The organism is uncultured Rothia sp. (assembly GCF_937976295.1).
In the GTDB taxonomy this organism is placed as follows: Bacteria; Actinomycetota; Actinomycetes; order Actinomycetales; family Micrococcaceae; genus Rothia.
In genome coordinates this window covers 1-12,183 of sequence record NZ_CALJRY010000375.1, presented here as the reverse complement: position 1 = coordinate 12,183, position 12,183 = coordinate 1, and the positions used below count along the sequence as shown (strand labels likewise).

At 60.0% G+C, this 12,183-nt stretch carries 13 protein-coding genes; 5 read left to right on the top strand and 8 right to left on the bottom strand.

Annotated elements, in window-relative coordinates:
- Positions 1-10 precede the first annotated feature (10 nt).
- Both Q0216_RS09980 and Q0216_RS09975 read right to left on the bottom strand, forming a co-directional pair.
- The gene (locus Q0216_RS09980; RefSeq protein WP_298595011.1) at positions 11-1,135 is read right to left on the bottom strand and encodes a C4-dicarboxylate ABC transporter substrate-binding protein; all 1,125 of its coding nucleotides are present in this window, start codon (positions 1,133-1,135) and stop codon (positions 11-13) included.
- 338 nt (positions 1,136-1,473) lie between these two features.
- Positions 1,474-3,069 (bottom strand): DHA2 family efflux MFS transporter permease subunit, encoded by a 1,596-nt coding sequence (locus Q0216_RS09975; RefSeq protein ID WP_298595008.1) that lies wholly within the window; start codon positions 3,067-3,069, stop codon positions 1,474-1,476.
- A gap of 263 nt (positions 3,070-3,332) precedes the next feature.
- Here Q0216_RS09975 and Q0216_RS09970 point away from each other — a divergent pair, with 263 nt between their 5' ends.
- On the top strand, positions 3,333-3,650 hold the full coding sequence (locus tag Q0216_RS09970) for an acylphosphatase (protein ID WP_049327397.1): 318 nt from the start codon (positions 3,333-3,335) through the stop codon (positions 3,648-3,650).
- 62 nt (positions 3,651-3,712) lie between these two features.
- Here Q0216_RS09970 and Q0216_RS09965 read toward each other — a convergent pair whose 3' ends face one another.
- Positions 3,713-4,342: a GNAT family N-acetyltransferase gene (locus Q0216_RS09965; RefSeq protein ID WP_298595004.1), complete on the bottom strand. Its 630-nt coding sequence runs from the start codon at positions 4,340-4,342 to the stop codon at positions 3,713-3,715.
- A gap of 249 nt (positions 4,343-4,591) precedes the next feature.
- On the opposite strand from Q0216_RS09965, the gene Q0216_RS09960 reads away from it, so the two are divergent.
- The 4 genes from Q0216_RS09960 (at position 4,592) to Q0216_RS09945 (ending at position 7,360) form a co-directional block, all read left to right on the top strand.
- Positions 4,592-5,173: a peroxiredoxin gene (locus tag Q0216_RS09960; protein WP_298595001.1), complete on the top strand. Its 582-nt coding sequence runs from the start codon at positions 4,592-4,594 to the stop codon at positions 5,171-5,173.
- Positions 5,174-5,176: 3 nt separating this feature from the next.
- Positions 5,177-5,707, top strand: a complete 531-nt coding sequence (locus tag Q0216_RS09955; RefSeq protein ID WP_298594998.1) for a carboxymuconolactone decarboxylase family protein — start codon at positions 5,177-5,179, stop codon at positions 5,705-5,707.
- A gap of 309 nt (positions 5,708-6,016) precedes the next feature.
- Positions 6,017-6,301, top strand: a complete 285-nt coding sequence (locus Q0216_RS09950) for an N-acetyltransferase (RefSeq protein ID WP_298594996.1) — start codon at positions 6,017-6,019, stop codon at positions 6,299-6,301.
- A gap of 267 nt (positions 6,302-6,568) precedes the next feature.
- Positions 6,569-7,360, top strand: a complete 792-nt coding sequence (locus tag Q0216_RS09945; protein ID WP_298594993.1) for a trimeric intracellular cation channel family protein — start codon at positions 6,569-6,571, stop codon at positions 7,358-7,360.
- 100 nt (positions 7,361-7,460) lie between these two features.
- Here the strand turns inward: Q0216_RS09945 and Q0216_RS09940 are convergent, their stop codons facing one another.
- The 5 genes from Q0216_RS09940 to Q0216_RS09920 form a co-directional block, all read right to left on the bottom strand.
- Positions 7,461-8,210 (bottom strand): amino acid ABC transporter ATP-binding protein, encoded by a 750-nt coding sequence (locus tag Q0216_RS09940; protein WP_298594992.1) that lies wholly within the window; start codon positions 8,208-8,210, stop codon positions 7,461-7,463.
- On the bottom strand, positions 8,203-8,877 hold the full coding sequence (locus Q0216_RS09935; RefSeq protein WP_298594990.1) for an amino acid ABC transporter permease: 675 nt from the start codon (positions 8,875-8,877) through the stop codon (positions 8,203-8,205). The genes Q0216_RS09940 and Q0216_RS09935 overlap by 8 nt, the downstream gene beginning before the upstream one ends.
- Positions 8,878-8,903: 26 nt before the next feature.
- A complete protein-coding gene (locus tag Q0216_RS09930) occupies positions 8,904-9,728 on the bottom strand; it encodes a transporter substrate-binding domain-containing protein (RefSeq protein ID WP_298594988.1) in 825 nt (274 codons plus the stop codon).
- Positions 9,729-9,991: 263 nt separating this feature from the next.
- Positions 9,992-10,837 carry a transporter substrate-binding domain-containing protein gene (locus Q0216_RS09925; RefSeq protein ID WP_298594986.1) on the bottom strand — a complete coding sequence of 282 codons (846 nt, stop codon included), beginning with the start codon at positions 10,835-10,837 and terminating at the stop codon, positions 9,992-9,994.
- A 98-nt stretch (positions 10,838-10,935) separates the two neighbouring features.
- Positions 10,936-12,096 carry a PLP-dependent aspartate aminotransferase family protein gene (locus Q0216_RS09920; RefSeq protein WP_298594984.1) on the bottom strand — a complete coding sequence of 387 codons (1,161 nt, stop codon included), beginning with the start codon at positions 12,094-12,096 and terminating at the stop codon, positions 10,936-10,938.
- Positions 12,097-12,183: the final 87 nt, after the last annotated feature.

The following is a 12,183-nucleotide window of genomic DNA, read 5'->3' as shown; positions in this document are numbered from 1 at the left end:
TCGCTAAAGGCTAGTCCTTCGCGGGAACCAGACCCTCAGCGCGAGCGTACTCAGCGGTCATTTCGTTGTCTTCAATCTCACCGGAAAGCTCCGACTCGGGAGAGTACGCACCCTGCTGAACTTCCTTACCCTTAGCCTGCAGCTTCAGGATCTTCAAGTCGTTCGGCGCGGTCAAGACGGTTTTCTCACCGTCACCGTTGATATCGGCTTCAACCGGCTCATCGTCAATCTTGCCGTTGCCGTTGAAGTCGATAGCTTCCCAGGCGGGCTTGCCATTGTAGTAGAAACCGTAGGCGTTACGGCCGAAGCCGGTCTTCTCGTCCAGCTTGGTTTCGTCCAGGTCCTTGTAGGCGCGGGTCGAGTAGCTGAAGTACTTCGTGCCGTCCGCACGTTCCAGACCACGCAGCTGGTAGCGGTAGTTCATGACGCTCAGGTAGTTCGGCTTGTAGTTCACGCCGTCGGTACCACCGTGGTCCATGCCGAGGTTGTGGCCCAGCTCGTGCACAAAGGTCGCCACGCGAACGTCGGAGGTTGCGGACTTACCCCAGAAGCGCGGGCCAACAGTCACAACGAAGCCGCGGCCACCGACCCAGCCCTGCCCGGATGAACTGTTATCGCCGTGGGAGTCACCCCAAATCATGTAGTGGAATACACTTTCACGGTTGGGGTCCATGTTCTTGGCGCGAATCTCACGCCAGCGCTGCATGCCGCCGTCCAGCTGCTCGTGTGCTACCTCGTTGCCGCCGCCAAGGTTGTACTTAGCGCTGCGGGCACTACCGGCATCCAGGTGAATGTTGATGCCAGTGGTGCCGTTGGGGTTGCGGATTGGCAGCTTCGCGTAAATGTCGGTAATGCGGTCGAGCTCATCCTCGCTGGCGAGCAGGTCGGGCATGTAGTCCATCTCCACGAAGAGGTCCTTCTTCAGCGGATTAGCACCCATTGCGGGGTAGTCAACATCAATCTTGCCGTCGCCGTCGGCGTCGTAGCCCTTCATCTCCCAGGTGTTGGGGATGCCGTCGCCGTCAATATCGGGGTTGTACGCATTAGCGGCAGGTGCGGCTACAGTACCGAGCACCAGCAGAGCCGCCGAGGCGAGCGCGGTGCGTGCCGCACGAGTAGAAAAGGAGAAAGCCATCTGTATCTCTTCTTGTGTTCGTTCGCATGGATGCGCGTGAAGACCCCCGTGATGATGCGATTAGCCGTGGGTGGCGTTGAGTGAACCGTTGGGTCATCAGGCGTAGCCGATGCGTGAGAGTGAATCATGTATGCGCTGCAGTGCGACACCCCGAACAAGTATGGTGGCGCGGGATACCGCTTAAAAGAGCAGCGGGTCATTGTTTTCGTGAGGTTTTGACACCTCAGAGCAACAATGACCCGCTTCATCATACACAGCGCTTATATGCCTTGTCTCGGTGTACGCACCGTATTCGCGTTGACATGGCGAACATTACGTAAAAGCGCTTTGATAAGCCTCTATTTAGTGTTTTCTACATCAGGCTCTGCCTCAGTGTTCCGTGCAGCGTTCTGTGCGGCACCCTTCGCCTCCGAAGCCTTTGCGGAGGCGTAGAACAGGCACACGACCGCGCCCACCGCTGCCGCAACCAGCGGCAGCATCATGGAATCCGCCATTGCCGCCGCGTAGGGTTCACGCAGAATCTGCGGAAGCACGCCGCCTGCTGCACCGCCGTGAGAGCTACCGCCCGCTGCGGCAGCCGGACCCAACGCGGAAAGGTGCGAGGTAATTGCAGAAGCCATAATCGTAGTAATCGCAGCCGAACCGAGCACCGACGCCATCTGGCGGGTCTCGTTGTACACGCCCGAACCGGCACCGGCACGCTCAGGCGGCAGGTTACGGGTCGCAGACACCGACAGCGGACCCCAAATGCAGGCGTTCGCCGTACCCAGAATAATCATCGGGCCAACCATCAGCCACAGGTTTCCGTCAGCCACCATCGTCGGGCGGAGCAAAGCAAAACCAATAACCAGCAGCGTAAAGCCACTCACCGCAAACCACTTCGGGTCATAACGGTTCAGACGCGCACCCACCACCGGCGCCAACGCACCCGACGCCAAAGCCATCGGCGCAGTCATCAGCGCGGCCTCAGTCGGGTCCAGACCCTCCACCTGCTGCAGGAACAGGGTCAGCGGGAACGCCATACTGATAGCGACCACACCCATAGCAGAGATTGCCACATTCGACACGGAGAAGTTACGGTCACGGAACAGGCTCAGCGGAACCAGCGGCTCACGCGGGTTAATAGCCTGCCAGCCAATGAACAGCGTCAGCACCATAATGCCGGCAATAATCAGACCCCACACGCTCACCGCAATACCGGTGCCCATGAAGGAGTCAGTGATGGTGCCCCAGTTGTAGGTGGCGCCTTCCTGAATGCCGAAAACCAGTAGGAACAGACCGACCGCCGAAAGCACCACGCCCAACCAGTCGAAGCTGTGGTTCTTCTGCTCGAACACCGGCACATTACGCCACGCCAAGACTAAACCAACCAGGCCCACAGGAATGTTGATGAAGAAAATCCAGCCCCAGCTGAGGGCATCCACCAGCACGCCACCCAGAATCGGGCCGACCAGCGCGGCAATGCCCGCAGTCGCACCCCAAATGCTCATGGCGACACCGCGCGCATTCGGCGGGAACATCAGCGTAATCAGAGACATGGTCTGCGGGGTCATCAGCGATGCGCCCAGACCCTGCACCACGCGGGCGGCGATGAGCGACTGAACATCCGCCCCCAGACCACACCACAGGGAAGCAAACGTAAAAATACCCATACCGATCATGTACAGGTTCTTCTGACCGAAGCGGTCACCCATACGACCGGTAATGAGCAGCGGCACAGCGTACGCCAGCAGGTAGGCGCTCGTCACCCACATGCCCTCCGACAGGGACGCCTCCAAATCCTGCAGCATGTGCGGCAGGGCGATGGTGACAATATTGCCGTCCACAAGGATCATGAAGAAGCCCACGACGAGGGACCAGAGAGCAGGCCAGGGCTTGTAGGGTGCCTTCGCCGGGTTGCCGACAAGAGGCGCTTTTTTAGGGCGTGAACTCAATGATCCTCCAGGGATGGGGTGTATGCGGGTAGATGTCTGCGTGGTCAGCGTTGCCGCTTAGTGAATGTCCCTAATGTTACTCCTTTTCAGAGCGCGGCTTCGGTTGCTCTACCCTTATTCAACTCTTCACGGCGCGTACGCGCGGCAACCAGGCAACAGGCACCCCGCACCCTCTAGACTAAAGCTATAGAAGCTGTCAGAGCGCCACCACCGGCGCTCGCCCCCATCAGACCACCCTCAATGAGATGTCCCCGGGAGGACCCATGGGTTTCTTTGATTTCTTCACCGACCGTACCCCGGCAGAACCCGCCGAAATCCGCCTCGTCGCTTTCGTAAGCGGCAAAGTGCAGGGCGTGGGTTTCCGCTGGTGGTGCGCCGGAACCGCCAAGCCCATGGGCCTGACCGGCTACGCCGAAAACCTCGACGACGGGCGCGTAAAAGTCGTTGCGGAGGGTACCGCCGCCTCCTGCGCTCGCCTGGTGGACGTGCTGCGCGGTGACGACACCGCCGGGCGCGTGGATGAGGTGCTCGTCGAGTGGGAGGAGCCGAGCGGCTCGTTCCGCGGCTTCGGCATCAGGTAGCTGTTGCAGGTTCCCGCTCAACCCCGTGCACGTTACGTCCAGAGCTAGTTTGCACCCAGAGCCTAGCTTGCCCAGAGCGCCGCGAATTGCGCGCGGGTCATATCGGCGCGGCGCACCCGATGCTGCACCGGGTGGCCGTTCTCGTCGGGGCGGCCGGAGTTCGGGTCAATATCGTCATAGATGCCGGTGAAACCCGCTTTAACCGCCACTCGTTCTGATGCCTCGTTACCCGCCAGGGCGGTCCAGCGGACGGTCTCAAGGCCCAGTCCGAGCGGGTCGAAAGCGTAGCCGAGGACGGCTCGTAGCGCCTCGGTCATGTAGCCCTTTCCGCGCGCCTTCGGGGCGGTGTAATAGCCCAGTTCGGCGCGAGTTCCGGGGCTTTCGGGGGTGCCGTCAGCCAGGCGCAATTCGATGGTCCCGGCAAACACGCCGGAGGCGTCAATCGCCCAGCGTTGAATCTGCCCGGCGGCAATCTGACGGGCGGTGGTGAGCAGGTAGTCCTCGGCGTCGGCGCGTGTGTAGTTCAACGGGAGGCGGGTGAAACGGAGGGTTTCTTCGTCGCGGCAGGCTTCCACGATGTCGGGGATGTCCGCCTCGCGCAGGTGGCGCAGGGTGAGGCGTTCGGTGATGAGTTCGGGCTGGTTAGGTTCTGCGTAGCTGGGCTCTGCGTATTCACTGTGTTCGGGGGTCATGATTCGAGCTTACCCCCTGGGGTTTGCAGGTGTGGTTTGTGGGTGGGATGTGCGCATGGGGAAGCTTTTGAACACCCCAAAATATTCAGTGATGCAAATCATACTTAAACCTTTAGGTTTTAATCCAATGACGCTTGATTATTATGAATTATTCATAATAAAATGGTTATCAAGCCCGCCCACTGGGCACCACTTAGAACAAGCGCCGCGCACCGAATCCGCGCGGCACGAAGTAGAAAGAAGAACACCATGGCAGTTCTGACCATCGGCGACCAGTTCCCCGCATACGAGCTCACCGGCGTTGTCCCCGGTAAGCTGGCTGACATCGAAGCAACCAAGCCCGAAGACTACTTCACCACCGTCTCCTCCGAGGGTCTGGACGAAGACACCTGGCGCGTCGTCTTCTTCTGGCCGAAGGACTTCACCTTCGTCTGCCCCACCGAGATTGCTGCATTCGGCAAGCTCGCTGACGAGTTCGAGGCACGCGACACCCAGGTGATCGGCGTTTCCGTCGACAACGAGTACACCCACTACGCATGGCGCCGCTCCCACGAAGAGCTCCTGGACCTGCCCATCGTCATGGCATCCGACCTCAAGCGTGAGCTGACCAGCGCACTGGGCATCCTGAACAAGGACGGCGTTGCAGACCGCGCAACCTTCATCATCGACCCCCACAACACCATCCAGTCGGTCTCCATTACCGCTGACTCCGTCGGCCGTAACACCGACGAGGTGCTCCGCCAGCTGGACGCACTGCAGTCCGACGAGCTGTGCGCATGCAACTGGAAGAAGGGTGCAGAGACCATCGACGCATTCAAGGAGATGAAGTAATCCGTGAGCATCGATAACCTGCGTTCGGCTCTGCCTTCCTACGCGAAGGACATGAACCTCAACCTGTCCTCCCTGCCCCGCATCACCTCCCTGTCCGAGCAGCAGCTCTGGGGCGCAATCCTCGCAACCGCAGCAGCAACCAAGGTTGACTCTGTTGTTGTTGAGATTGCTGCAGAGGCTAAGGAGCACCTGAGCGACACCGCTTACGAGGCTGCTCTGGGTGCTGCAACCATCATGGGCATGAACAACATCTTCTACCGCACCCGCGGCTTCCTGCACGGTGCATACGATGACCAGCGCGCAAACCTGCGCATGCAGATCATCGGTAAGAACGGTGGCATTGAGAAGCTGGACTTCGAGATGTTCGCACTGGCAGTGTCCGCAGTCAACGGCTGCTCCCACTGCGTTGAGGCTCACGAGCACACCCTGCGTGAAGAGGGCGCAACCAAGGAACAGATCAACGACCTGATCCGTATTGCTGCAACCCTCGGTGGCGTGGCACAGGGCATTCAGCTGGCTGAGGCACTGGGCTAAACCCACTAAGCGTTAGAGCTTACACAGAAGCGGCGCATCCTTCCCTTTTCCGGGTCGGATGCGCCGCTTCGTTTATACTCCAAGCTCCGCGGTGGCCAATAAACGCACTCAGCGGCAGATATATGTCCTCCCCCGGCGCTATACAATGCCTGTATGCGGTACTGTATTTTAGACTCCAGCAACCCCTACCCCAGTACAGAAGAACTTACCGAGCTCTACGACGCTGTAGGCTGGAGCGCATATACCAAAACGCCCGAACGTCTCCTCCCCATGTTGGAAGGTTCACGGTATCTCTACACAGCACGAGAGGTGACACCACAAGGAACGGGACGGCTCGTCGGGCTAGTACGCGCAGTCGGGGACGGACATTCTATCGCCTACATTCAGGACCTCCTAATACATCCGCAGGCTCAGCGTCAGGGCATTGGTTCTGCGCTTCTCAAGCGTGTCATTGAGGACTTTGACCGAGAAGACATTCGACAGCGACTCATTACTACCGACGTCGGTAATGAACACGCCATTGCACTCTACAAACGCTACGGTTACACCCCCGTAGAGGTAGCAGGATGCATTACCCTTGCATGCTATCGATAAGGCAATATCTCATACGGCTCGACTCGTTCAAGCTGGCTGAGGCACTGGGCTAAACCCACTAAGCGTTAGAACCTACACCCTTGATACAAGCGCCTCTCAACTAGGAGCAGGAGCGGCGGCGGGTCTACAATAAATCGGTGCCATTTCAGGTACGCGCACAGGCAGACAGAGCCGGATGCGGTGATAACGTCGTCACCCGACCCGCCCACCGTGCGCGCCCCTTACCCGCACCCACAGCACACATGCCACGTACGCAGGAGAACGCCCATGCACGAGTTCTTTGACCCGGATCAGGTATTCCGCATCGTCGACATTGCCGCCGTTGTCGCTAACGGCCTGCTCGGCGGTGCCGTGGCGCGCGCCTTCCGGTTCGACATCGTGGGCTTCCTGCTGCTCGCGGTCGCCTGCGGCATGGGCGGCGGCATGATCCGTGACATCCTGCTGAACTCGGGGCTGCCGGTGGCACTCACCGACGGCGGCTACTGGGTGGGTGCTATCGGATCCTCGATTCTGGCGTACAGCATCGATTTGAGTGCCCGCTGGGCGACCCGAACCATGCTGGTTATCGACTTTATTGGCATGGGATGTTGGGCTGCCACCGGCACCATTAAGTCCCTGAGCTTGGGCCTGCACTGGTTGCCCGCTATCGCGCTGGGTGTGACCACCGCGGTTGGTGGCGGTGTTATTCGTGACATTATGGTCAACCGCATTCCGGCAATTTTTGGTGGCAACTCCCTGTACGCGACGGTCGCGTTTGTGGGTGCTTCTGAGACCGCCCTGGTAACCGGTTTGTTCCACCGCCCGAACCTTGCGATGGCGCTGTCTATTCTCCTGTGCCTGGTGTTTGGTGTACTCTCCCATGCGAAGAATTGGCAGTTGCCGACCACCCCGGCTGAGCTGCGTGTGCCTCGCCCGCGTCTCTTCGCTTTTGGTAAGCAGGAGAACCACACCGTTGCTAATGAGGGCTGGGCGCCCGGTGCTCCGCTCACTGAGAAGTTTGAGGTGATTACTGCTGAGCAGCTGGAGGAGTACCGCCGATCTAAGGGCCTTTCAGACTAAAAACCAATATATGCTAAATATAGAATATGGGCTGGTTTCCGCTCGTCAGACGATTATCTGACCGGCAGAAACCAGCCCATATTTACTATGTGCAGTATGCCTAAATCGTGTACTCGGTGCTGTCGTACACGGTCAAGAACTTACGGATACGCTCATCATCCGAAGCGAAGAAGCCGGTCGGCTCACCGTTATAGCGCAGAGTACCGTTCTCCAGGAACACAATACGATCCGCAACCTTCTTCGCAAACGCCATATTGTGCGTCACGATGACCAGGGAGCGGCCCTCCTTCGCCAGCTGCATGAGCACGCGAATAACCTCCGCCTCCAGCTCGGGATCCAGCGCACTCGTCGGCTCATCAAAAAGCAGGTAGGCCGGTTCCAGCGCCAGGGCGCGGGCAATCGCCACACGCTGCTGCTGACCACCCGAGAGGGCGTCCGGGTAGGAATCCACCTTATCGGCAAGACCCACCTTCGCCAACAGCTCGCGGGCACGCTCCTGCGCCTGCTGAGCGCTCAGAGTGCCGTTGAGGGTCGGGGCGAGCGCCACGTTCTTCAACGCCGTGTAGTTCGGGAACAGGTTGAACTGCTGGAACACCATCGCCGAACGGGAACGAATATCACGCACCTGCGCGTCGGTGAGCTTCTGGCTGTAATCCACCTGCGCATCGTCAATGGTGAGCGTGCCGGACTGCGGGGTTTCCAGCAGGTTCAGGCAACGTAGCAGAGTGGACTTACCGCTACCGGAGGGGCCCAGAATCACCGTGGTCTCACCGTCGGGGATGTCCAGGCTGATGTTCTTGAGCACCTGGGTCTCACCGAAGCTCTTCGACAGGGAATCAACGCTAAGCATTGTTGCTCCTCACGTAACGGTTGCTGTACTTCTCCAGTGCAGACTGCGCGGCGGTCAGCAGGGTGAAAATCACCAGGTAAATGATGGCGACCTGCGAGTACATTGCCAGCGGCTCAAAGGTACGCGACGCGATCTGCTTACCGGTCTGGAACAGGTCAACCATCGAAATGACCGACACCAGCGAGGTGCCCTTAATCAGATCAATGAAGTTATTGCCCAGGTTCGGCAGCGCAATACGCACCGCCTGCGGAATGACCACGTGGCGCAGGGTCTGCATGCGGGTGAAGTTCAGGGTTGCCGCCGCCTCAAACTGGCCGCGCGGAATAGCCGCCACCGCGGAACGGAACGTCTCCGCCACGTACGCGCCGGTGTGCAGGCTCATCGTGATAATCGCGGCACTCCACACGTCCAGGGCGATACCAACCTTCGGCAGGCCGTAGAAGACGATAAACAGCTGAACCAGCAGCGGGGTGCCACGGAAAACCCAAATGTACACCCACGCCAGCCAGTTCACCGGTGCGAAGCGGCTCGTGCGCGCGCCAGCAGAGATGATGCCCACCAGCAGCGCCACCGCGAAAGAAATCAACGACAGTGGAATGGTCACTGCCAGGGTCGCGCTCAGCAGCTGGGGCAGGGACTCAGCCCAAAGATTCAGGTAGCGTTCCATGAACGGAACTCAGCTCCTTCAGAAAATTAGTTCTTCGGGGAGAGGTCTTCGCCCACGTACTTCTCGTAAATCGCCCTGATGTTACCGTTCTCCAGGTGCCTCTTCAGCGACTCGTCGATAGCGTTACGCAGGGCGTCCTGGCCCTTAGGCAGCAGGATGGAGGAGTTGCTGCCGGTGCCCAGGTCACCTTCGAGCAGGCGCAGGTTAGCGTCCGGGTGCTCCTTGAAGTACTCAGCGAAGGACACGGAGTCGTTCGCGGTCATCTCTGCACGGCCCGAGAGGACCTGCTCGATAGCCTCATCGAAACCGGAAACAACCACGATCGAGGCGCCCTTCGCCTCCATCATCTTGCGGAAGTTCGAGGTCTCAGACTGCGCCGAGGAGTGGCCAGAAATCTCGCTCACGTTCTGCAGGGAAGAATCCTTCTTCACGGCAACCTTCGGCTCGGAGTACAGGTAGGGTATGGAGAAGTCGTACTTCTGCTTACGCTCATCGGTTGCAGAGACGTTGTTGATGACGATGTCGTAGCGGCCAGCGTCCACACCGGCAATCAGGGAATCCCAGGGGGTTTCGATGAACTCTGCGGTGACGCCCAGGTCCTTAGCGATCAGGTCGGCGATTTCCTTCTCGAAACCGACCAGGTTGCCGTCCGAATCGTGGAAGGAGAAGGGGCGGTAGGTGCCCTCCAGGCCCACACGGATCTTGCCGGCAGACTTGATGGCCTCCAGCATATTGGTGCTGGATGCGGCGCTGCTGCTGGAGGAAGAGGAACCGCACGCTGCGAGCAGTGCAGCCAGGCCGGTGAATGCGGAGCCTGCAAGGACGGTGCGTCGGTTAATCATTGCGGACATATTGTTCTTCTTTCGTGTGGTGGTTGATGCTCTTGTAGTTGCGGGTTGTCACCCTGCGGCAACCCGGGGGCATCATGCGGTGTGCCCCTCTCAGCAGGTGCAACGTTGGCTATCGTACAGCTATTCCCGGTGGGGAAGAATTCAACGTAACATTCCGTCATATTCTCTCATCAATACGGGAAAAGCGGCTGAGACATCAACCACGCACGACGCGGTGTCGGAAGTCCTGGAAGGCGAACCCCTTCCGAGCCTTTCACGAAAGCTTAGGAGGTGGGGCTCAAGTCCTCGCCCACGTGCTTCTCGAAAATTGCTTTGAAGTCGCCGTTGCCCAGGTGCTTCTTGATGGAGGCGTCAATCGCATCCTTCAGCGCGGTCTGGTTCTTGGGCAGCAGAACGGCGACGTTGGTGCCGGGGCCGAGCTCGCCCTCCAGCAGGCGCAGGTTGGCGTCCGGGTGCTCCTTAAAGTACTCGGCGAAGGACACGGAGTCGTTGGCGGTCAGCTCGGCGCGGCCGGTGAGCACCTGCTCGATGGCCTCGTCGAAACCGGTAACTTCGATGATGGTGGCGCCGCGTTCCTCCACGAGCTTGCGGTAGTTGCTGGTGGCGCTCTGGGCGGCAGTGTGACCGGAGATCTCACTGACGTTCTGCAGCGGAGAGTCTTTCTTCACACCCACACGGGCACGAGAATGCGCGTAGGGCACGGAGAAGTCGTACTTCTTCTTGCGTTCCTCAGTGGGGGCTACGTTGTTGAGCACAATATCGTAGCGGCCCGCATCCACGCCAGCAATCAGCGAGTCCCAGGGGGTTTCGATGTACTCGGCGGTCACGCCCAGGTCCTTGGCGAGGGTCTCGGCGATGTCGTACTCGAAACCGGCGAGCTTACCGGAGGCGTCGTGGTAGGTGTAGGGGCGGTAGGTACCCTCCACGCCGATGCGGATTTTGCCCGCGGACTTGATGGACTCCAGCAGGTTGGAGGAGCTCTGTGCGGAGCCTGCGCTGGAGCCGTTACCGCCGGAGCAGGCGGCGAGCAGGCCGGTGGTTCCGGCGAGGGCCGCGCCCAGTAGCAGGGAGCGTCGGTTCAGCACGGCGGAGGTGTTGAGAACGGTCATTCTTGGTTCCTTAATCTACGTTGATGTGTGGTGCGAAAGTTGAAATCTGCGGTATGGACCGGCGACGTTCGCCAGCGGTATGAACCGGCGGCACGAACCTAGCCGGCAAAGGCGGCCTTCAGACCGATCTCCAGGGCGGCGGTGAGGTCCTGGACATCCTCAATGCCGATTGCCAGGCGTACCAGGCGGTCATCCACACCGAACTCGTCGCGATGCTCCTGCGCGTAAGCCCCGTGCGTGGTGTGCGCGGGCAGGCTCACGAGCGATTCGATACCGCCCAGGCTCACGGCGTTCACGAAAATGGGCAGGGCGCGGGCGAAGGCCTGTGCGTCCCCTCCCTCCGCAAGTAGCAGCGAGAACACGGAACCAATACCGCGGGCTTGGCGTGACTGAATCTCGGCCTGCTCCTCGGAAGAGCTACCGGGGTAGAAAATCTGCTCAACCTCGGGGCGGGCGGATAGAAAATCGATGAGCTCGCGGGCGTTCTGTTGCTGGCGTTCCAGGCGCAGGGCCAGGGTTTTCACATCCTGCAGCAGACGGTAGGAATCGATAGGGGGCAGCAGCGCGCCGCTGACAAGCTGGCCGCGGTGCAGCTGAACCGCAAGATCGGAATCGTTCGTGGCGGCCACACCGGCGAGTAGATCCGCATGACCGGCAAGGAACTTAGTGGCCGACTGCACGGTGATGTCCGCGCCAAGCTCCAGGGGACGCTGCAGGTACGGAGTCATAAAGGTGTTATCTACGATGAGCAACGCCCCGTGACGGTGCGCCAGCTCCGCAATGGCTGCAATGTCAGTGACCTGCAGGGTCGGGTTCGTGGGGGTCTCCAAGAAGACGGCCTTCACATCGGGGGTGAAGTCATCATCGGAGAGAACCGAAAAATCGCTGATGAAGCGGGTCTTCACGGCGCGCTTGGACAGCTCAGTCGTAGCAAAACGGTAGGTGCCGCCGTAGGAGGGCATGCCCAGCAGCAGGGTATCGCCCGCCTCCAGGATACCCAGGGCCGCGGCGGTGGCCGCCATGCCGGAAGGGTACGCGTAAGCGTGCGCGGCACCTTCGAGCGCGGCGAGGGTCGCTTGCAGATCGTCACGTGTGGGGTTCGCGCCGCGCTGGTACATGTAGGTGGTGTCCTCACCGGCGGTACCGAAGGTGCTGGCCAGGTAGACCGGCGGCACGGAGGCATCGTAGCGGGCATCGTGCACGGCGTGGATGGTGCGGGTGGTAAAACCTGTCGGTTCGAGCTGGTTCTGCTGGCTCATGGTGGTTCTCTTCCGTTCGGGCTACCCCGAACGCGGGCGTAGCTGGTATTCGTCGTGTATCCGAGATTTACCCTACCCGCATTTTTT